Origin of the sequence: Algibacter miyuki (assembly GCF_030409805.1) — a bacterium.
GTDB classification, from domain to species: Bacteria; Bacteroidota; Bacteroidia; order Flavobacteriales; family Flavobacteriaceae; genus Algibacter; species Algibacter miyuki.
In genome coordinates, this window is sequence record NZ_JAUFQP010000013.1 from 574055 (window position 1) to 595445 (window position 21391).

Genomic DNA, 21391 nt, shown 5'->3' on the forward strand with positions numbered 1-21391 from the left:
TGTTTAAAAAAATGAGCTTTTTAAAAGGATTAGTTTTATTTTTATAAACTGAGAAAAAACGCCATTAATTATAATGGTTTTACAGATTTAGCAAAACAATGAAAAGTTATAATGTTTGTTTAAAAGACACAGTTAAAGCCTTTACTAAAAAAGTGTTTTATTCTTTGTTCGATTGTGATCACGAAGTAGAACACGCCGAATATTTAGAGAAAACATTTTTACAAATTCTAGATAAATTAGAAATTGAAAACGGTGAAAATATATGGGAAACCTTTAAAACAGAACTTCCAGAAATTAGAAGAAAATTAGATTTAGATGCTATTGCTTTTGAAAATAACGATCCTGCATCGCATTGTTTAGCCGAAATTTACATGGCTTATCCTGGTTTTCACGCTATTTCAATCTATAGATTAAGTCATGCACTTTATAAATTGGGTGTTTATATTTTGCCTAGAATGATGAGTGAATATATTCACGGTATTACAGGTATCGATATTCATCCGGGTGCTACTATTGGCGAATCGTTTTATATCGATCACGGTACAGGAATTGTAATTGGTGAAACTTCTATAATTGGAGAACAAGTAAAAATATATCAAGGAGTTACTTTAGGTGGTATTCAAGTTTCAAAAGACTTAGCTTCTACTAAAAGACACCCAACTATAGATGATAATGTTACCATTTACGCCAACGCAACCATTTTAGGAGGCGATATTGTAATTGGTAAAAATAGTATTATTGGAGCTAATGTTTGGATTACCCAATCGGTACCCGAAGATTCATTAGTAACATATCAAACAGAAATTAAAATTAGACCGAAGAAAAATGGCATACGGTAAAACAATATTAGACGAAATAGGAAATACACCTTTAGTTGAAGCAACGCATTTAATTAATAAAGAAGGTGTGCGTTTATTTTTGAAGTTAGAAGGAAATAATCCTGGCGGAAGTGTAAAAGATCGCGCAGCTTTCAATATGATTTCTGAAGCTTTAAAACGTGGCGATATTAAAAAAGGAGGCACTTTAGTTGAAGCAACTAGTGGAAACACCGGAATTGCTTTAGCTTTTATAGCACAACTTTTAGGTTTGAATATGGTATTAATTATGCCTGAAAATTCTACAGTAGAACGTGTTAAAACCATGCGTGCTTATGGTGCTGAAGTTATTTTAACACCGGCAGATATTGGTATTGAAGGTTCTAGAGATGTTGCTTTTAAATTACGTGATGAAAAAGGGTACACCGTTTTAAATCAGTTTGAAAATGATGATAACTGGAAAGCGCATTATAAAACAACAGGTCCGGAAATATGGAGAGATACAGAAGGAGAAATAACACATTTTGTTGCCACTATGGGAACAACAGGAACCATTATGGGAACCTCTACATTTCTTAAAGAAAAAAATCCGAATATTACAATAGTTGGAGCGCAACCGGCTGATGGTGCAAAAATACCTGGGATCAGAAAATGGTCTCCAGAGTATGTACCTAAGTTTTTTGATCGTTCAAAAGTAGATGTCGTTATAGATGTAACGGAAGAAGATGCTAAAAATATAACACAACGTTTAGCAAAAGAAGAAGGCGTTTTTGCAGGTATGAGTAGTGGTGGTTCTGTTTTCTGTGCGTTGCAAATTGCAGAGTCTTTAGAAAGCGGAGTTGTAGTTGCTATTATTTGCGACCGTGGCGATCGTTATTTGTCGTCTAGTCTATTTGAATAGTCTAATAATTTTCGCAATATCACAAGGATAACAGCAATATAGTTGTTATTTTTGCAGGAGCAAATCCACAATGGTGGTAACAGTTCATAAATGTAATTGTGTTATCAAGAAAGGCAGAGGGAATAGACCCGTTGAAACCTTGGCAACCCTTTAAGAACCAAGATAACTATCAAGGAATTAAAGAAGGTGCTACATTCTACTTAGTAATTTTTAAAATTATTAGACAGATAACGAAAAGTGTTTCTTTAACTTTTCTTGATAAAACTTATAATAGAATACGGCGTTTTAGCTAAGTTTTTCGTTCATCAGTATCTTTAATTGCTGTAAACGAAAATAATCTAAAGCGTAAAAAGAAAAGAAAACATGTCGAATATCAGAGAAGCATTAAAAGAGCGAATTTTGGTTTTAGATGGTGCCATGGGTACGATGCTACAAGCTTACAAATTTCAAGAAGAAGATTTTAGAGGCGAACGCTTTAAAGATTATCCAACACCTTTACAGGGAAATAACGATTTACTATCGCTTACCCAGCCCGAAGCTATAAAAACCATACATGGTAAGTATTTTGCCGTAGGTGCCGATATTGTAGAAACCAATACCTTTTCTGGAACTACAATTGCTATGGCAGATTACCAAATGGAAGATTTGGTTTACGAGCTAAACTACGAGTCTGCAAAAATAGCAAAAGAAGTTGCCGATGAATTTACTGCAAAAGAGCCACACAAACCTCGTTTTGTAGCTGGTTCAATAGGGCCAACAAACCGTACAGCAAGTATGTCTCCCGATGTTAACGACCCAGGATACAGAGCTATTACTTTCGATGAGTTACGTATTGCATACAAACAACAAGTAGAAGCGCTTATTGATGGTGGTGTAGATTTACTTTTAGTTGAAACCGTATTTGATACCTTAAACGCCAAAGCTGCATTGTTTGCTATAGAAGAAGTAAAAGACGAGCGTGGTATCGATATGCCAATTATGTTAAGTGGTACTATTACCGATGCTTCAGGACGAACATTATCAGGCCAAACAGCTGAAGCTTTCTTAATTTCAGTATCTCATATTCCATTACTTTCAGTAGGGTTTAACTGTGCTTTAGGGGCTAATTTATTGCAACCTCACTTAGAGACTATTGCTTCTAAAACAGATTTTGCTATATCAGCGCATCCTAATGCCGGATTACCAAATGCTTTTGGTGAGTACGACGAAAGTCCTGAAGAAATGGGAGAACAAATAGAAGAATATTTAAAACGTAATTTAATAAATATTATAGGTGGTTGTTGTGGTACTAGTCCGGAGCATATTCGTGTTATAGCAAATCTTGCAGCCAAGTATAAGCCTAGAATAGTTAATAGTTTTTAGTTGGTAGTTATTAGTAGAAATAGATAGTTAGAAAATGAATTATACAGATTTAGATGTTTGGAAAAATTCAAGGGAATTGGTTCAGTTGGTTTATCAATTAACCAAATGTTTTCCAAAAGAAGAATTGTATGGTTTAACAAATCAAATAAGGAGATGTGCTGTTTCTGTTCCTTCAAATATAGCGGAAGGTTGTGGAAGACAATCCAATAAAGAAACGATACATTTTCTGTATATAGCAAAAGGTTCTTTACAAGAAGTAGAAACCCAATTATATTTATCTTTTGATTTAGAATATATTTCGGAAGATGATTTAAAAGACATTTTAGAGAAAGTGATTTTAAATAAAAAATTGTTAAACGGTTTTATTAATTATTATAAAAAATTATAATGATGCAAACTAATAACCAAAAACTAAGAACTAAGAACCAAAAAAGAATTCTTGAAGTAGCCATATTAAATATTAAGAAAGGATTATCAAGTGATTTTGAAAATACATTTAAAATCGCTCAGAAAATCATTTCTTCAATGAAAGGCTATATCTCACACGATTTAAAAAAGTGTGTTGAGCAAGATGATAAATATATATTATTAGTGCATTGGGAAACCATTGAAGATCATGAAATTGGTTTCCGTAAATCACAAGAATATCAAGAATGGAAAACGTTGTTACATTCATTTTACGAACCTTTTCCAACAGTAGAACATTATAGATAATGAAAATAAAGCAAACTAAATACATGAAATTGTCTGGTTTAGAACCTTTAGTTCTAAGCGAAAACACCAATTTTATAAATGTAGGAGAACGTACTAATGTAGCGGGGTCTCGTAAGTTTTTACGATTAATTAATGAAGAGAAGTTCGATGAAGCTTTGGATATTGCACGTCACCAAGTAGATGGTGGAGCGCAAATTATCGACATTAATATGGACGACGGACTTATTGATGGTAAAGCATCGATGGTACGTTTTTTAAACCTTATTGCTGCCGAACCAGATATTTGCCGTGTGCCTATCATGATCGATAGTTCTAAGTGGGAAATTATCAATGCTGGTTTGCAAGTTGTGCAAGGAAAGTGTGTGGTGAATTCTATTTCCTTAAAGGAAGGTGAAGAGAATTTCATTTGGCAAGCCAAGCAAATTAAACGTTACGGTGCTGCAGTTATTGTTATGGCTTTTGATGAAGTTGGACAAGCAGATACCTACCAACGAAGAATAGAAATTGCCGAACGCTCGTATCGTGTTTTAGTTGATAAAGTGGGGTTTCCTTCAGAAGATATTATTTTCGATTTAAATATATTTCCGGTAGCAACTGGAATGGACGAACACCGCAGAAACGCTATCGATTTTATCGAAGCAACGCGTTGGGTTCGTGAGAATTTAGAAAATGTAAGTGTCAGTGGAGGTGTGAGTAACGTATCGTTTTCTTTTAGAGGAAACAACGGTGTTCGCGAAGCTATGCACTCGGTATTTTTATATTATGCCATTCAGGCGGGTATGAATATGGGTATTGTAAATCCTGCACTTTTAGAGATTTATGATGATATTCCAAAAGATTTATTAGAGCATGTTGAAGATGTTATTTTAGACAGAAGAGAAGATGCTACCGAACGGTTATTAGACTTTGCAGAAACTGTAAAAGGCTCTAAAGTTGAAAAAGGTGTCGATTTATCTTGGAGAGAAAACCCGGTACAAGAGCGTATTACACATGCTTTAGTAAAAGGTATTGATGCTTTTATTATTGAAGATGTTGAAATAGCAAGGCAAGAAGCAGCTAAGCCTATTGAAGTCATCGAAGGTCATTTAATGATTGGGATGAATGTGGTTGGAGATTTATTCGGAGCAGGTAAAATGTTTTTACCTCAGGTGGTAAAATCGGCGCGTGTAATGAAAAAAGCCGTTGGTTATTTAAACCCGTTTATTGAAGCAGAAAAAGGGGACAAGCAAGAACCTGTTGGGAAAATATTAATGGCTACCGTAAAAGGTGATGTGCACGATATTGGTAAAAATATTGTAAGTGTTGTTTTGGCTTGTAATAACTACGAAATTGTAGATTTAGGGGTTATGGTACCGCCTGAAAAAATTATAGAAATGGCCATCAGCGAACGTGTTGATGCTATTGGTTTATCAGGGTTAATTACACCATCATTAGATGAAATGGTGTATTTAGCTAAAGAAATGCAACTTCAAAACTTTGAAGTGCCTTTGCTTATTGGTGGAGCAACAACATCTAAAGCGCATACAGCTGTAAAAATTGATACACAGTATAAAAATGCGGTGGTGCATGTTAACGATGCATCTCGTGCGGTTACCGTGGTTGGAGATTTATTAAATAAGAAAACCAACAATGCTTATGTCGCTAAGTTAAAAGCGGATTATGATGATTTTAGAAACAAGTTTTTAAAGCGTGGTAAAGAGAAATCTTATATTTCTATTGAAGAAGCACGTAAGAGAAAATATAAAATAGACTGGGAAACGTCTAATATTTCTAAACCAAGAGAATTAGGTGTTCAAATTTTAAAACAGTTAAGTTTAAAAGAACTAGAACCGTTTATAGATTGGAGTCCGTTTTTTAGAAGTTGGGATTTACACGGGAAATTTCCTGATATTTTAACCGATGAGGTTGTGGGAGAACAAGCTACTATTATGTATGCTGAAGCTCAGGAGATGATTAAAGAAATTATTGCCAAGCAACTTTTAAAGCCAAAAGCTGTTTTTGGTTTGTTTGAAGCTAATACTATTAACGATGATGATATTTCGGTTCAGAAAAACGGAAAGGAAATCGCGATTTTTAGAACCTTGCGTCAGCAATTAAAAAAACGTGAAGGGATTCCAAATCATGCTTTGTCTGATTTTATAGCTCCAAAAGAGTCTGGTAGAACAGATTATATAGGTGCGTTCTGTGTTGCTATTTTTGGAGCTCAAGAATTAGCCGATAGTTATAGAGCCAAGGACGACGATTATAATGGTATTATGGCACAGGCTATTGCTGATAGATTTGCTGAAGCTTTTGCTGAATATTTACATAAAAAAATAAGATTAACACATTGGGGTTATGCTGCCGATGAAGATTTAAGTAACACCGATTTAATTAAGGAAAGTTATAAAGGTATTCGTCCGGCACCAGGATATCCTGCATGTCCTGATCATTTAGAAAAGGAAACCATTTGGGAATTGCTCGAGGTTGAAAAACTAATTGGTGTAACCTTAACGGAAAGTTTAGCGATGTGGCCAGCTGCTGCAGTTTCGGGGTATTATTTTGGTAATCCGGAAGCGAAGTATTTTGGTTTGGGGAAAATTACTGACGATCAGTTAACTGATTATTCTGAACGTAAAGGCATTGATAAGAAAACGGCTCGAAAATGGTTGCATCCTACTTTAGCAGAGCAATAGTATGGCGTTTATAGAGATAAGTTTAGGAAGCCACATGATTTCTCATGGTTATGATGCCGATAATAAAGAGGTTTTAGAACATGTTGAGGTAGCGGGGTTTTCGAAGAAAGTGGTTGCTGTATCACGAATAAAATCGTTGAGTGAAAAATATATTCTTACGGATTATTTGGATGGAAGATGGATTTATTGGGCGTACGCAGAAACTTTTGATGAGGTAAAAAATAAGCTGGTGAACCCGTGTTAGCGATTGCAATGGCATCCTTTTTTTGCTGCCACCTATGGCAAAAAAAGATATAGTGAAAAGCGCGACCCATGTGGTAACGCCCAAAAATTAAACTAAAATATTGATAAGATTCTCGCTTTGTGAGGATGACAAAAAATAAGTAATGAAAGTAACAGACCATATTAAACAGGCCAACGGAAAAACATTATTTTCTTTTGAGGTGATACCACCTAAAAAAGGTACAAATATTCAGGATTTATATAATAATATTGATCCTTTAATGGAGTTTAATCCACCATTTATTGATGTAACCACATCTCGTGAGGAGTACGTGTATATTGATAAAGGCAATGGTTTGTTGGATAAACGTATTACACGTATGCGCCCTGGTACGGTGGGTATTTGTGCGTCTATTATGCACAAGTATCAGGTAGATGCTATTCCGCATTTATTGTGTGGTGGTTTTACAAAAGAAGAAACGGAGTATGTTTTGGTAGATTGCCATTATTTAGGTTTGGATAATGTAATGGCTTTGCGTGGAGATTCGATGAAGGATGAGCCGTATTTTACACCTGTAAAGGGGGGGAATGCTTTTGCTGCCGATTTAGTAAAGCAAATTTCGAATTTGAATAAAGGTCAGTATTTACACGATGATTTTAAGGTGACTCATAATTCTGATTTTTGTATTGGTGTTGCGGGTTACCCAGAGAAACACATGGAAGCACCGTCGCTAATTAATGATTTACGTCGCTTAAAAGAAAAAGTAGATGCGGGTGCCGATTATGTGGTTACGCAAATGTTTTTTGATAATAATAAGTATTTCGAGTTTGTAGAAAAGGCTAGAGAAGCTGGAATTACAGTGCCTATTATTCCGGGTATTAAACCTATTGCGGTTAAAAGGCATTTACAAATTTTACCTCAGGTTTTTAAAATTGATTTACCTCAAAATTTAATTGAAGCTGTTGAAGACTGTAAGGATAATAAGGCCGTTAGGCAAGTCGGGATTGAGTTTGCCATACAACAGTCTAAAGAATTAAAAGCGGCCGGCGTACCGGTGTTACACTACTATTCCATGGGGAAAAGTGATAATGTTAAGGCGATTGCGTCGGCATTATTTTAGTGATAATTAAGGAATTGTACTTAAATTTTAATGTTCTGTTGAAATTTAAGTACATTTGTCGCCCTGAATTTTAATAATGAAATTACTTTATACCTGCCTGTTTTGTATTATCTTTTGTAGTGCGTTTTCGCAAGATAAAACACATACCTCTTACCTTGATTTAAGTTATTTTAAGGGCAATATTGCGCTTCATAATAACGATATTCTTCATTTAATTAAAGGTCGCCCTGAGGGATATCTTTTAAGTTGGAACAAAAAAACGTACGGTTTTAAGAACTGGGAACAGCGTTTTAATTACCCCGATTATGGATTGACTTACGCATACCAAAACATGAAAAACGATGTTTTAGGTGAAGTGACCTCGGTATATGGGCATCTTAATTTTTACTTTTTGAATAGAAACCTGATGTTTCGTATTGGGCAAGGTTTGGCGTATAGCGAAAATCCGTACGATAAGGTTGATAATTATAGAAATATAGCTTACGGTTCGAAGTTGATGAGTAGCACCATGGTGATGCTTAATTTTAAAAAAGAACGCCTTTTTGATAGGTTTGGACTTACGGCTGGGGTGTCTTTAATTCATTATTCTAACGCCAATGTTAAAGCGCCTAATGCGAGTACAAATACGCTGGCGTTAAACGTGGGACTAACTTATAATATTGATAAGGAGGAACTGGAATACCAACACACATTAAGTGCTAGCGACCGAAAGTTTACGCAACCCATAAAGTATAATATGGTGTTTAGGTCGGGTATTAATGAGAGTGATGTGGTAGGTAGCGGACAGTTTCCGTTTTATATTTTTTCGGCATATGCAGATAAACGTATTAATCGTAAAAGTGCTTTGCAGTTTGGAGCTGATGTGTTTTTCTCTAATTTCTTAAAGGAACTTATTTATTACAGAAGTGTCGCTTTCCCAGAGTTTGATATTACAGGCGACGAAGATTATAAACGTGTTGGTGTTTTTGCTGGGCATGAATTATTTCTGAATAGAACATCTTTACTCACGCAGTTTGGGTATTATGTGTATTATCCTTATGATTTTGAAGGACGTACCTATTTAAGAATTGGGTTGAAACGTTACGTAGGAAAAAATAGAAAATGGTTTGGAGCAATGACTTTGAAATCACATGGAGCAAAGGCTGAGGCTGTTGAATTTGGAATTGGTGTTAGATTATGAGAAAGCTACTTTATATACTCGTTTTTAGTTTGATTTTGGCTTGTGATAGTGAAAATGCTAGCGATTGTTTTCAGAAAACAGGGGCTATTATAGAACAAGAAATTTCTTTAGAACCGTTTACTAAAATATTAGTAAATCGGGATGTAGAATTAATTGTCACTGAGGGTGATACCCAAAAAGTAACTATTGAAACTGGAGCCAATTTAATAAACGATGTTGAAGCGGTTGTTACCAATGGTCAACTTGTTTTAACCGATAATAATACATGTAACTATGTTCGAGATTATGGCATTACAAAAGTGTATATAACGTCTCCGAATATTATAGAAATTAGAAGTTCTACGCAATATGACGTGAGCTCTAATGGTGTTTTAACATATCCGAGTCTAACGATTTTATCTGAAGATTTTGGCGTGCCTGATAGTTTTACAAGCGGAAATTTCAAACTACAGGTTGATAATACAAACTTCCGAGTGGTTTTTAATAATATTTCTAATGCTTTTATTTCGGGGAAAACACAAAACTTGAATGTGGTTTTCGCGGCAGGTACATCACGTTTTGAAGGCCGCGATTTAGTTGCGCAAAACGTAAATGTTTCCAACAGAAGTTCTAACGATATGGTTGTAAACCCGCAAGAATCTCTTACGGGTAAAATTTCTGGTATAGGTGATGTTATTTCGGTTAATAAACCAAATACTGTTACTGTGGAAGAAATTTATAAAGGGCGATTAATTTTCGAATAATTGAACCGATTGTTTAGCAATTTCTAATTCTTCGTTGGTTGGGATAATTAATATTTTCACCTTAGATTGATCTGTGTTTATCGCTCTTAAATGTTTAGATCTTTCTTTATTTTTTTCTGAATCTATTTCAATACCAAGGAAATCTAAATCTGTGCAAACCATACTGCGCATCAGTTCCGAGTTTTCTCCAATTCCAGCGGTAAAAACAATGGCGTCTAACCCGTTTAAAATAGCAGCATAACTTCCTATATATTTTTTAATACGGTAGGTATTCATTTGTAAAGCGAGTAAACAATCTCTATTGCCTTTGGCGGCCTCTATCTCTATTTCTCTTAAATCACTAAAGCCTGTTAAGCCTAGCATGCCGCTTTTCTTTTGTAAAAGTGTGTTAATTTCATTTAAGGAATAATTTAATTTGCTGGCTAAATGAAAAATAACCGATGGGTCGATGTCACCACTTCGTGTTCCCATAATTAAACCATCTAAAGGTGTTAAGCCCATAGAATGATCTACAGCTTTTCCGTTTTTAATAGCTGTTATACTGCAACCGTTTCCTAAGTGAATGGATATGATTTTAGATTCTTTTTTGCCTAAATAATGAATGGCTTGTTCTGATACATATTTGTGGCTGGTACCATGAAAACCGTACATTCTAATTTTATGTTCGGTTAAAAGGTTATTTGGAATAGCATATCTATAAGCATGTTCGGGAATAGATTGGTGAAATGCCGTATCGAAAACAGCCACCTGTTTAGCTGAAGGAAAAATAGCTTCTGCCACTTCAATACCTTCGAAATTTGCAGGATTATGCAGAGGAGCTAAGCTAAAAAGATCTTTAATGTTATCTTTTGCCCATTGCGTAATTTCGGTAGTTTCTTTAAAACGAGCACCACCTTGTACCACTCGATGTCCAACAATATCAATATCTGAGGCCGATTTAATAATGCCGGTTTCATTATCTAAAAGTTGATGGGCTAATAGTTCTAATCCTTGTTTGTGGTTGTAAATAGCCGTGATGTGCTCTATGGCATCTTTTTCAGTTTTGTATATAAATTTAGCATCATCCATGCCAATACGTTCAATTAAGCCTGAACATAAAATGGTTTCGGCTGGCATTGAAAATAATTGAAATTTTATAGATGAACTTCCTGAGTTTAAAACGAGTACTTGCATATTTTATAAATCTTGTGCTTGAATGGCTGTAATAATTACGGTACTGTAAATATCGTCGGCAGTACAGCCACGACTTAAATCGTTTACCGGTTTGTTTAATCCTTGTAAAACAGGGCCAATGGCCAAAGCTCCGGTTTCTCTTTGTACGGCTTTGTAGGTGTTGTTTCCTGTGTTTAAGTCAGGGAAAATTAAAACACTAGCACGTCCAGCAACTTCAGAATCGGGGAGTTTACTTTTTCCAATACGCATATCTACTGCAGCATCGTATTGAATAGGGCCTTCAATTTTTATATTTGGAGCCAGTTGTTTAACCAGTTCTGTAGCAGCACGTACTTTTTCTACATCGGCACCTTTTCCAGAAGCCCCTGAAGAATAAGACAGCATAGCGACTTTAGGTTCTATACCGAAGTTTTTTGTTGTAGCTGCTGATGAGATAGCAATTTCAGCCAACTGTTCCGCATTTGGGTTTGGGTTGATAGCGCAATCGCCAAAAACGGAGATTCGATCTTCTAGACACATAAAGAAAACTGACGATACAATATTAACGTCTGGTTTTGTTTTTATGAATTGAAGTGCAGGTCTCAGGGTGTGTTGCGTAGTGTGAGCTGCACCAGACACCATACCATCGGCATGTCCTTTATAAATCATCATGGTACCAAAATACGATACATCGGCAATCATATCACGAGCCATTTCTAGGTTTACATTTTTATGCTTTCTAAGCTCGTAAAGGGTGTTTACATAATCATCGAAATAAGGCGATTTAGTTGGAGATACAATGTTTAGTTTTTTAGTATCGAGTTGAATGTCATGTTTTATAAGTTGTTCTTTTATAGTGTCCTTGTCTCCAATTAATGTGAGTTCTACCACTTGCGCATCTATTAACCTAGCGGCAGCACGCAGCACACGCTCATCGGTACCTTCGGGTAAAACAATGTGTTTTTTGTTGTTTAAAGCTCGTTGCAATAAGTTGTATTGAAACATGCGAGGTGTAAAAATATCCGACTGAAATGTAATTAAGTCATTGGATAATTTATCGGTGTCCACATGCTTCTCGAATGTCGCGATAGATATTTCTATTTTTTCAATATTATCGGCGTAGATTCTTGATTTTATTTTCCCGATGGTATTGGTTACCGAGAATGTACCTCCTTTTACACTGATAATTGGGACCACACTAGAAAGCCCTTCAATCAATTTTAAAATAGATTCCTCAGGGATTAAACCACCTGTAAGCACAATTCCAGATATTTTCGGGTAGTTTTTAGAAATATGCGCTTGTAATGCACCGAGAATAATATCGGCACGATCGCCAGGTGTAATAACTAAAGCATTATCTTTTAAATGCGTGATATAATTTGGCAATTGCATGGCGCCAACACTAAAGTTTTCGGATTGATTATTTATCATATCCTTACCAAACAGAATAGTACCTTTTAGGTTTTTTACAATTTCCTTAATGGTTGGGTTGGCTAAACTTTTTATTTTCGGAATTACCGTAATATCAGTATCCGTTTTAATTCGTTTTTTTAGTTTTTCTTTTAAAACATCAATTTGATCTACGGCGACTTTATTGGTCATAATGGAAAGTACATCAACCTCTTCCTTGTAAGTGTCATATGCCAATTGTACAGAATCGACAATAGATTTAATGTCTTTTTTATCGCCTTGAGATACTATAATAACGGGTAAACCTAAGTTTTTAGAAATTAAGATATTTATGTCTAATTCTAGACTAGAATTTTCATGCGAAAAATCGGTGCCTTCAACTAGAACAAAATCGAAACGGGATTCTAGGTATTTATATTTTTTGATTATATGATCAATAACTTCCCCAGATTTACCTTGATTGTATAAATCTAGCACTTCGTTTCTGGTGTAGGCGTAAGTGTTTTTGTAATTAATATCAATTTCAAAATGTGAAATAACCGTGTTAATATGGTTATCCATTTCTCCAGCTTCAAGATCTTCAATAATAGGTCTGAAATACCCAACCTTTGCTGTTTTTCCTAAAAGCATGCGCATTAAACCGAGTACTACAACAGATTTTCCGCTGTTGGCTTCAATAGTTGCTACGTATATTCCTTTACTCATTGTGTCGTTTTTGTTCCTTTATTAATATAAGATATTGCGTTTTTAAGGCATTATCAATGATGTTATGTTATTTGTATACAAATTTATTAGGTTTGCTTGTGCTTTAAGCTGATTTTTATCATGCTTTGGCATTTTATAAAACAATTATGTGGTTAAATCTCTAAAAAGCGTTTCTAAACTCGCGTTTTTCTGATTTAGTTGAAGAATTTTCAATTCGTTATCATGGGCGAAATCGAAAACATGAGCACGCATATCTTCTGAAGTTTTAAAAAGAATTTCATAAACAAAACCATAAGTGTTTTTTACACTTTTTACTTTTGGTAATCTTAGTAAAAAAGCATCTTCAACCCTAAAGTCAAATTCTACAATAACGGTTTGTTCTTTTTCGTCTCTTAAATCATTAAGTTTTTTATCGGCTACAATTTCGCCTTTATTGATGATAATGACCCGGTCGCACATGGCTTCAACCTCTTGCATAATATGGGTGGACAAAAATACGGTTTTCGTTTTTCCAATGGATTTAATTAAATTCCTGACCTCGACTAATTGGTTGGGGTCTAAACCTGTAGTGGGTTCGTCTAAAATTAAAACTTCCGGATCGTGGAGTAGGGCATTGGCCAAACCAACACGTTGGCGATATCCTTTAGAGAGTTGTCCTATTTTTTTATGCTTTTCAGGTGTTAAACCCGTAATTTCAATCACATCTTCAATACGGTTTTTGTCTACCTTATATATAGCGGCATTAAATTTTAAATATTCTTTAACGTAGAGGTCTAAATACAACGGGTTATGTTCGGGTAAATAACCTACACTTTGTTGTACTTGTTGTGTTTTGGCAGAAATATCGTGGCCGTTAACTTGTGCCGTACCTTCGGAAGGTTGAATATAAGTGGTTAAAATTTTCATCATTGTAGATTTTCCTGCGCCATTTGGGCCTAAAAAACCTACAATTTCAGGTTTGTTCACTTTAAATGAAATATTATTTAAGGCTTTCTGTTTTCCGTAAAGCTTTGATATTCCTACGACTTCTATCGACATGTTTTTAATTGTTTGTTCAAAAATAACGATTCTGAAGCTAAAATGATTAGCAAAAGACTTTTTTAAGATGTTTTAGTGTATACGCGATATTGTTTAATATAGCGCATTAATATGGTGGGTTTTATGTAAAATCTATAAAATTTTATAGTAAAACTAAAAAAAAGTTTTATAGTGTTTTGATTTCTTAAATAATTAATTACTTTAGCCATTCAATTATTACGATGACAGTATATTTTACATATTTTAACAACTGGTTTTATTTCTTTTTTAGCGAGAAGAGCGGGGCGTTGTATGTATAATTTAAAACTATAAATTTAATATGAGTCTCGATGAAAATCGAGACTTTTTTTTGTTTAACAGGTGTTGAACATGAATAATAAAAATAAAACATTGATAAAAACGGTAGCTATACAGGGCATAAAAGGATCATATCATCATATTGTGTCAAAACAATTTTTTGAAACTCCTGTGGCTACTATCGACTGTTTATCATTCGATAGCGTGGTAGACGCCTTAATTTCGGGAGCATGTGATGCCGGAATTATGGCGCTAGAAAATTCGATTGCGGGATCTATTATTCCAAATTATGCATTAATCGATAATTATAATCTCCATGTTGTTGGCGAGCATTATTTAGATATTCAGCATAGCTTAATGGCGTTGCCAAACCAAAGTATTTCGGATATCGAAGAGGTATATTCTCATCCTATGGCACTATTGCAGTGTAAAGAGTTTTTTAGAGATTATCCGCATATAAAATTAATAGAAGATAAAGATACGGCCGAAGTGGCAGAACGTATTCAGAATAAAAAACTAAAAGGTGTTGGGGCCATTGCTAGTACTTATGCTGCTGAAATTTTCGAGCTTAATGTTTTAGCAAAAAGCATTCAAACCATTAAAAATAATGAAACGCGTTTTGCAATTGTAAAACGTACACAAACTGATCTTTTAGAGTCGGAAATTAATAAGGCGTCTATAAAATTTGAAGCCAACCATAAACGAGGCAGCTTAGCGACCATTTTAAATGTAATGAGCGATTGTAAGTTGAACTTAACAAAAATACAAAGTCTTCCAATTATTGAAACCCCTTGGAAATACGCGTTTTTTGTTGATGTAACGTTTGACGATTATGCGAATTTTAAGAAAGCAAAATCATTAATAGAAATAATGGGTGACGATTTTAAAGTTTTAGGTGAATATAAAAATGCAAAATTATGATTGAAGTAGCCGATAGATTGCATAGTGTTGAAGAATACTACTTCTCAAGAAAATTGAAAGAAGTAAATGCTTTAATAGCAAGCGGAAAACCTGTAATTAATTTAGGAATAGGAAGTCCTGACATGCAACCACCACAAAAAGTAGTGGAGGCTTTAACGGCAGGATTGTTAAGTCCGAATGCACATAAATATCAAAGTTATCAGGGTTTGCCAGAATTACGTAAAGCGATTTCTGGATTTTATAAAACACATTACGATGTTAATTTAAGTCCGAATACCGAGGTACTTCCTTTAATGGGAAGTAAAGAAGGGATTATGCATATTTCAATGGCGTATCTAAATAAAGGAGACGAAGTTTTAATTCCTAATCCTGGTTACCCAACATATCAATCGGTAACCAAATTATTGGAAGCTAAACCGGTATTTTACGAGTTGGATGCAGATACAAATTGGCAACCCGATTTAAAGGCTTTAGAGCAGTTAGATTTGAGTAAAGTGAAATTAATGTGGGTAAATTATCCGCATATGCCAACAGGAACGCAGCCTGCGGAAACATTGTTTGAAGATTTAGTGGCTTTCGCTAAAAAGCATGATATTTTAATAGTAAATGATAACCCGTATAGTTTTGTTTTAAACGACAACCCAACGAGTATTTTAAATGTTGAAGGCGCTAAAGATGTGTGTTTGGAGCTTAATTCGTTAAGTAAAACATTTAATATGGCCGGATGGCGTGTTGGGATGGTTGTTGGAGATAATAAGTATATTAACGATATTTTAAAAGTAAAAAGCAACATGGATTCTGGTATGTTTTACGGCATACAAAAAGGCGCTATTGAAGCTTTAAACTGTTCGAGCATGTGGTTTTCAACCTTAAATAGCGTTTATAAAGAACGTCGCGATTTAGTTTGGAAATTAGCAGAAGCTTTAAATTGTACGTATGATGAAAATGCAACCGGACTTTTTGTTTGGGCTAAATTACCTGCACATGTAAAAGCTGAAGAGTATATTGATTTAATATTGAAAGAGAAAAGTATATTCTTAACGCCAGGAACCATTTTTGGTACACAAGGCGAAGGTTATATTAGGTTCTCATTATGTGCACAAACGGAAGATTTACAAGAAGCCATAGCGCGCGTAAGTTAATCGTTGAATAGCATTTTAGAATTTAAGCGTTATAAAAAAGGAGATAGTAATAAAGTAAAACCCGTAACAGTTCGTTTTCCAAGAGGAAAAGGTTGGGGAGAAAAATGAAAAATATATATTCAATAGGTATTGGTTTAATAGGTGGTAGTCTTGCTAAGGATATCAAAGCACTTCGTCCAGATGTGATTATTCATGGTATTAGTAGAAAGGAAAGCACGTTAGATCAAGCTTTGGCATTAAATTTAATTGATAAGAAAGCCACTTTAGAGGATTTGAAAAATGCCGATTTGGTTATTATTTCTATTCCTGTGGACGCTACGGTTAAATTGTTGCCTACCATTTTAGATTTAATTCCGGAAACAGGCTTAGTGGTCGATGCAGGTTCTACGAAAGTAGATATTTGTAAGGTGGTTGAAAACCATCCGAAGCGTCGTAATTTTCTAGCTATGCATCCTATTGCTGGTACAGAACATTCTGGGCCAAATGCGGCAATTAGTGGTTTGTTTCAAGGAAAAACAAATATTGTTTGTGAGGTTGAAAAAACAACGTTCAAACTACAAGAAAAGGCTTTAAAATTGTTTAGTGATATTGGCATGCGCATTCGATATATGAATCCGGAAGCTCACGATAAGCACATTGCTTATGTGTCGCATTTATCACATATTAGTTCGTTTATGTTAGGTAAAACGGTGATTGATAAGGAAAGAAACGAACGTGATATTTTTGATATGGCGGGCAGTGGATTTGCATCTACGGTGCGTTTGGCAAAAAGTTCGCCAGCCATGTGGACGCCGATTTTTAAACAAAATAAAACCAATGTTATTGAAACATTAGAGGAGTATATAACTAACTTGTCTCACTTTAAGGAATTGATGGAACAGGACGATTTTGATGCCATTTATAATGAGATGGAAAATACAAACCATATTAAAGATATCTTGAACGGCATAATTTAAGTGTTTGAGCAGAGAGTGTCGAGAGAATAGAAGATAGATTGAAAGTGTAGTTTGAAAAGTTGAAGTGTTGTTAAGGTTAGATGTTTACTGAGACTGCGACTAAAAACAGAAAACGAACTACCGCGTTAGGGATTGCAGAGGAAAGCCCACAGCCTGACGAAGGAAGTGCGAGGACTTGAAACGTAAAGCCCGACCCTTGTGGTAACGCCCATATTGAGAATAATAAAAAGAAGTAAAAATAATTAGTAAATGAAACAGCTTTAGCGGCTAAATATTAAGTAAAAATGGAAAACACAAAAAAAATGAGAACCTGGTTAGATGATTTAAACTTAGATCATCCATTAGTAATAGCAGGACCTTGCAGTGCGGAAACAGAAGAGCAAGTTTTAAAAATTGCACACGAGTTAAAAGATACGGATGTAAGCTATTTTAGAGCTGGTATTTGGAAACCAAGAACGCGCCCAGGAATGTTTGAAGGTGTTGGAGCATTAGGCTTAAAATGGTTACAAAAAGTAAAGGCTGAAACAGGTATGAAAGTTTGTACGGAAGTAGCAAATGCGGCTCACGTAAAATTAGCTTTAGAGCATGATATCGATTTATTATGGATTGGTGCACGTTCTACAGTATCTCCTTTTATTATGCAAGAAATTGCTGATGCTTTACAAGGTACAGATAAACCTGTATTAATTAAAAACCCAGTAAATCCAGATTTAGCTTTATGGTTAGGTGGTATTGAAAGAATTTACAAAGCGGGTGTTAAAAATATTGGAGCAATCCATAGAGGTTTTTCTACTTACGAAAAAACAAAATATAGAAATACGCCAGAATGGCAATTAGCTATTGAATTTCAAAACAAATATCCAGATATTCCATTAATAAACGATCCGTCGCATATTACAGGAAAAAGAGATATGATTTTTGATGTATCTCAAACAGCTTTAGATTTAAACTTTGATGGTTTAATGATTGAAACGCATTACGATCCAGAAAATGCATGGAGTGATGCTGCGCAACAAGTAACACCAGCTACTTTAGTGCAAATAATGAGAGACTTAAAAATTAGAAAAGAATCTAATACTGAAGAAGAGTATAACAGTTCTTTAGATAATTTAAGAGCTCAGATTGATATTGTTGACAATCAAATTCTTGATTTATTAGGAAAAAGAATGAAAACTTCTGATAGTATCGGAGCGCTTAAAAAACAAAAGAACGTTGCTGTTTTACAATCTAAACGTTGGAATGAGATTTTAGGTAAAATGGTTTTAGAAGGTGAGCAACATGGTTTAAGTGAAGAATTTATCTTAAAAATGTTTAAAGCAGTACACCAAGAGTCTATTAATCACCAAGAAAAAGTGATTAACGGATAATTGAAACCTGTTTCAATAAAATTAAAAAGCCTCGGAACTATTTGTAGTTTCGAGGCTTTTTTTATGTGTTTGAAGGGTTATTTTGTTCTTTTAAAAATATAGCGTGTAATAAAAATACCCTGATTGTCGTTTTGTCCGGCATCACTTTCTACGGCACTATTTACAAAGGCTAATTCCCAACCTTCGGCAACCATACTGTTTATTTTAGATGAAATGACCGCATCATTAGCTGCGATGTTTTGAAACCTGATTCCTGCAATATTGTAAAAATTTAACAACTTAGTTTCGTCAAAATCCTTTACACGTATATCGTTACGTTTAGATTTGTTGCGCGAATTATCTTCTTCGCTTTGTGTTGTAGTGAATTCTTTAAAATCTTTATTTTCATTGGCGCTAATAATTCTTGAACGCCCCATACCACTAGGTATAATAGATTCTACGCTTGTTATGATTTTGTATTCAACTTGGGCGTTGGCTTCAGGTAGACAGAATATTGAAAGGGATAATACTAATAAAATCTTTTTCATATTAAACGAGTTTTTGAATTAAGCCATTAATATATGTTTCTTGATGTGGATTAAATAATTAATTTAGATTATTTTTGAAAACTATGACAGGACGCGTTTATAAATCTACAGGAAGTTGGTACACGGTAAAGACCCCATTGGGCGAAACTTACGAATGCCGTATTAAAGGAAAATTTCGATTAAAAGGCATTAAAAGTACTAACCCGATTGCCGTTGGAGATATTGTAGATTTTGAACTGGAAACCGATAATAATCAGGAGTCCGGCATTATCCATAACATTCATGACCGGTTTAATTATATTGTGCGTAAGTCGGTTAATTTATCGAAACAAACGCATATTATTTCGGCAAATATTGATCAGGTTTTCTTAATGATAACCATTAACAATCCGCCAACATTAACCAGTTTTATCGATCGGTTTTTAGTAACCGCAAATGCATATTCAATTAAAACAGTATTGCTTTTTAATAAAATTGATACTTATGATGAAGACACCTTAAACGAAGTAAAATACCTAGCGCATATTTACCGAAAGATAGGTTATGAGTGTATAGGTGTTTCTGCCGTTACCGGGAAAAATGTAGATAAGGTTAAAGCCTTAATGACAGGGAAAGTGAGTTTGTTTTCTGGGCATTCGGGGGTTGGTAAATCTACTTTAGTAAACGCTATTGAACCCACTTTAAATATCAAAACGAAAGCGATTTCTACCCAACACATGCAAGGGCAACATACAACTACTTTTGCTGAAATGTTCGATTTAAGCTTCGATGCTAAAATAATCGATACGCCAGGTATTAAAGGTTTTGGAGTTGTAGATATGGAAAAAGAAGAAGTTGGCGATTATTTTCCGGAATTTTTCGCACTTAAACAAGATTGTAAATTTAATAACTGCTTGCATATTAAAGAACCTAAATGTGCCGTGAAAGAGGCTCTAGATAAAGGCGATTTAGAATTTTCGCGTTACCGTAGTTATTTACAAATTGTAGAAGGTGAAGATGAGCATTATAGAACCGATGTATGGGAAAACCAATAACAGACTTTAGTAAAAATAGGTGTTCAGTAAAACAATTCTCAGCACGCAACGAGGCTGTTTTAAGTTAAAAATAAATTAGTATTCTTCGGAAGTTTAAATAAATGAAAGCAGTTATACAACGTGTTACCAAAGCCAGTGTCACTATTGCAGGCGAAAAAGTAGCGCAAATAGAACACGGACTCTTAATTCTTTTAGGAATTGTAAATGAAGATGAACAAGCCGATATTACTTGGCTTTCTAATAAAATTACTAATCTGCGTATTTTTTCAGATGAAAACGACGTGATGAATTGTTCTTTAAAAGATAGCGAAGGCGATGTTATTGTGGTAAGTCAGTTTACACTTCAAGCATCAACTAAAAAAGGGAATCGCCCAAGTTATATCAAAGCAGCAAAACCAGATGTTGCAATACCTTTATACGAAGCTTTTGTAGCGCAAATAGAAAGCGATTTAGGTAAAAAAGTCCAAACCGGACAATTTGGAGCCGATATGAAAGTGGAATTACTAAACGATGGCCCGGTAACTATAATTATAGATACAAAAAATAAGGTATAATGGCGTCTATTTTCGGGCATGGCATAGTGGGGTATACTTTGGTGAAGGTTTCCAATATGCAACATGTGAAATGGTTGGTAGTTGCCGCTATTTTTTCAACTATATTACCCGATTTTGATGTTATTGGCTTTAGTTTCGGCATACCTTACGCACACCCCATGGGGCATCGTGGGTTTACACATTCTATATTGTTTGCCATACTTTGGGCATTGATTTTAATGTTTTCCGTTGGAAGAAAAAATAAACTTATTTGGTTTTTAGTCATTTTTATTTCTACCGTATCACATGGTGTTTTAGATGCCATGACTTCTGGAGGCAAGGGGGTAGGGTTTTTAATTCCTTTTAATACTGACCGATTTTTTTTTCCGTTTCAAAATATCAAAGTGTCTCCTATTGGTGTTGGTAAATTTATATCAGAACGTGGTGTACAGGTTATTTTAAGTGAATTCAAGTACATTTTTTTGCCATGTTTTATTATATTAGCGCTGAGGTTTTTGGTGATAAAATTCAGAAATAGAGACGTTTAAAATAATCTCTTTTTATGTTTTGTTGGTG

Annotated in this window: 21 protein-coding genes and 1 riboswitch; of the genes, 17 read left to right on the plus strand and 4 right to left on the minus strand. The window is 34.7% G+C overall.

Annotated elements, in window-relative coordinates; genetic code table 11:
• The first annotated feature begins 98 nt into the window (after positions 1-98).
• From epsC to QWY92_RS14820, 10 genes are all read left to right on the plus strand, one after another.
• Positions 99-839 carry a serine O-acetyltransferase EpsC gene (gene epsC, locus QWY92_RS14775; RefSeq protein ID WP_290272601.1) on the plus strand — a complete coding sequence of 247 codons (741 nt, stop codon included), beginning with the start codon at positions 99-101 and terminating at the stop codon, positions 837-839.
• On the plus strand, positions 826-1716 hold the full coding sequence (gene cysM, locus QWY92_RS14780; protein ID WP_133966987.1) for a cysteine synthase CysM: 891 nt from the start codon (positions 826-828) through the stop codon (positions 1714-1716). The genes epsC and cysM overlap by 14 nt, the downstream gene beginning before the upstream one ends.
• 98 nt (positions 1717-1814) lie before the next feature.
• Positions 1815-1950: riboswitch (SAM riboswitch) on the plus strand.
• A gap of 129 nt (positions 1951-2079) precedes the next feature.
• A complete protein-coding gene (locus QWY92_RS14785) occupies positions 2080-3078 on the plus strand; it encodes a homocysteine S-methyltransferase family protein (RefSeq protein ID WP_290272603.1) in 999 nt (332 codons plus the stop codon).
• Between the two features lie 34 nt (positions 3079-3112).
• On the plus strand, positions 3113-3466 hold the full coding sequence (locus QWY92_RS14790; RefSeq protein ID WP_290272605.1) for a four helix bundle protein: 354 nt from the start codon (positions 3113-3115) through the stop codon (positions 3464-3466).
• Positions 3466-3792, plus strand: a complete 327-nt coding sequence (locus QWY92_RS14795; RefSeq protein ID WP_290272606.1) for an antibiotic biosynthesis monooxygenase family protein — start codon at positions 3466-3468, stop codon at positions 3790-3792. Before QWY92_RS14790 ends, QWY92_RS14795 begins: the two co-directional genes overlap by 1 nt.
• Entirely contained in the window at positions 3792-6467 is a 2676-nt protein-coding gene (metH, locus tag QWY92_RS14800) for a methionine synthase (RefSeq protein ID WP_290272607.1), read from the plus strand. The genes QWY92_RS14795 and metH overlap by 1 nt, the downstream gene beginning before the upstream one ends.
• Before the next feature lies 1 nt (position 6468).
• Positions 6469-6711: a hypothetical protein gene (locus tag QWY92_RS14805; protein WP_290272608.1), complete on the plus strand. Its 243-nt coding sequence runs from the start codon at positions 6469-6471 to the stop codon at positions 6709-6711.
• A 142-nt stretch (positions 6712-6853) separates the two neighbouring features.
• Entirely contained in the window at positions 6854-7810 is a 957-nt protein-coding gene (metF, locus tag QWY92_RS14810) for a methylenetetrahydrofolate reductase [NAD(P)H] (RefSeq protein WP_290272609.1), read from the plus strand.
• Between the two features lie 76 nt (positions 7811-7886).
• Positions 7887-8990 (plus strand): acyloxyacyl hydrolase, encoded by a 1104-nt coding sequence (locus QWY92_RS14815; protein ID WP_290272610.1) that lies wholly within the window; start codon positions 7887-7889, stop codon positions 8988-8990.
• A complete protein-coding gene (locus tag QWY92_RS14820; RefSeq protein ID WP_290272612.1) occupies positions 8987-9733 on the plus strand; it encodes a head GIN domain-containing protein in 747 nt (248 codons plus the stop codon). Before QWY92_RS14815 ends, QWY92_RS14820 begins: the two co-directional genes overlap by 4 nt.
• Here QWY92_RS14820 and QWY92_RS14825 read toward each other — a convergent pair.
• The 3 genes from QWY92_RS14825 to gldA all read right to left on the minus strand — a co-directional run bounded on the left by QWY92_RS14825 (position 9719) and on the right by gldA (position 14038).
• Entirely contained in the window at positions 9719-10906 is a 1188-nt protein-coding gene (locus QWY92_RS14825; RefSeq protein WP_290272613.1) for an acetate/propionate family kinase, read from the minus strand. The genes QWY92_RS14820 and QWY92_RS14825 overlap by 15 nt on opposite strands.
• Positions 10907-10909: 3 nt before the next feature.
• Positions 10910-13000 carry a phosphate acetyltransferase gene (pta, locus tag QWY92_RS14830; RefSeq protein ID WP_290272615.1) on the minus strand — a complete coding sequence of 697 codons (2091 nt, stop codon included), beginning with the start codon at positions 12998-13000 and terminating at the stop codon, positions 10910-10912.
• Between the two features lie 144 nt (positions 13001-13144).
• On the minus strand, positions 13145-14038 hold the full coding sequence (gene gldA / locus QWY92_RS14835) for a gliding motility-associated ABC transporter ATP-binding subunit GldA (protein WP_290272616.1): 894 nt from the start codon (positions 14036-14038) through the stop codon (positions 13145-13147).
• A gap of 369 nt (positions 14039-14407) precedes the next feature.
• Here gldA and QWY92_RS14840 point away from each other — a divergent pair, with 369 nt between their 5' ends.
• The 4 genes from QWY92_RS14840 to QWY92_RS14855 all read left to right on the plus strand — a co-directional run bounded on the left by QWY92_RS14840 (position 14408) and on the right by QWY92_RS14855 (position 18721).
• Positions 14408-15256 carry a prephenate dehydratase gene (locus QWY92_RS14840; protein WP_377879002.1) on the plus strand — a complete coding sequence of 283 codons (849 nt, stop codon included), beginning with the start codon at positions 14408-14410 and terminating at the stop codon, positions 15254-15256.
• Positions 15253-16398 carry a pyridoxal phosphate-dependent aminotransferase gene (locus tag QWY92_RS14845; RefSeq protein ID WP_290272618.1) on the plus strand — a complete coding sequence of 382 codons (1146 nt, stop codon included), beginning with the start codon at positions 15253-15255 and terminating at the stop codon, positions 16396-16398. Before QWY92_RS14840 ends, QWY92_RS14845 begins: the two co-directional genes overlap by 4 nt.
• A gap of 104 nt (positions 16399-16502) precedes the next feature.
• The gene (locus QWY92_RS14850; RefSeq protein WP_290272620.1) at positions 16503-17354 is read left to right on the plus strand and encodes a prephenate dehydrogenase; all 852 of its coding nucleotides are present in this window, start codon (positions 16503-16505) and stop codon (positions 17352-17354) included.
• 284 nt (positions 17355-17638) lie between these two features.
• Positions 17639-18721: a bifunctional 3-deoxy-7-phosphoheptulonate synthase/chorismate mutase type II gene (locus tag QWY92_RS14855; protein WP_290272622.1), complete on the plus strand. Its 1083-nt coding sequence runs from the start codon at positions 17639-17641 to the stop codon at positions 18719-18721.
• A 77-nt stretch (positions 18722-18798) separates the two neighbouring features.
• Here QWY92_RS14855 and QWY92_RS14860 read toward each other — a convergent pair whose 3' ends face one another.
• A complete protein-coding gene (locus QWY92_RS14860) occupies positions 18799-19248 on the minus strand; it encodes a hypothetical protein (RefSeq protein WP_290272624.1) in 450 nt (149 codons plus the stop codon).
• An 83-nt stretch (positions 19249-19331) separates the two neighbouring features.
• On the opposite strand from QWY92_RS14860, the gene rsgA reads away from it, so the two are divergent.
• The 3 genes from rsgA (at position 19332) to QWY92_RS14875 (ending at position 21363) form a co-directional block, all read left to right on the plus strand.
• Positions 19332-20282, plus strand: a complete 951-nt coding sequence (rsgA, locus tag QWY92_RS14865; RefSeq protein ID WP_290272627.1) for a ribosome small subunit-dependent GTPase A — start codon at positions 19332-19334, stop codon at positions 20280-20282.
• Between the two features lie 101 nt (positions 20283-20383).
• On the plus strand, positions 20384-20836 hold the full coding sequence (gene dtd / locus QWY92_RS14870; RefSeq protein WP_290272629.1) for a D-aminoacyl-tRNA deacylase: 453 nt from the start codon (positions 20384-20386) through the stop codon (positions 20834-20836).
• Positions 20836-21363 (plus strand): metal-dependent hydrolase, encoded by a 528-nt coding sequence (locus QWY92_RS14875; protein WP_290272631.1) that lies wholly within the window; start codon positions 20836-20838, stop codon positions 21361-21363. The genes dtd and QWY92_RS14875 overlap by 1 nt, the downstream gene beginning before the upstream one ends.
• The last annotated feature ends 28 nt before the right edge of the window (positions 21364-21391 follow it).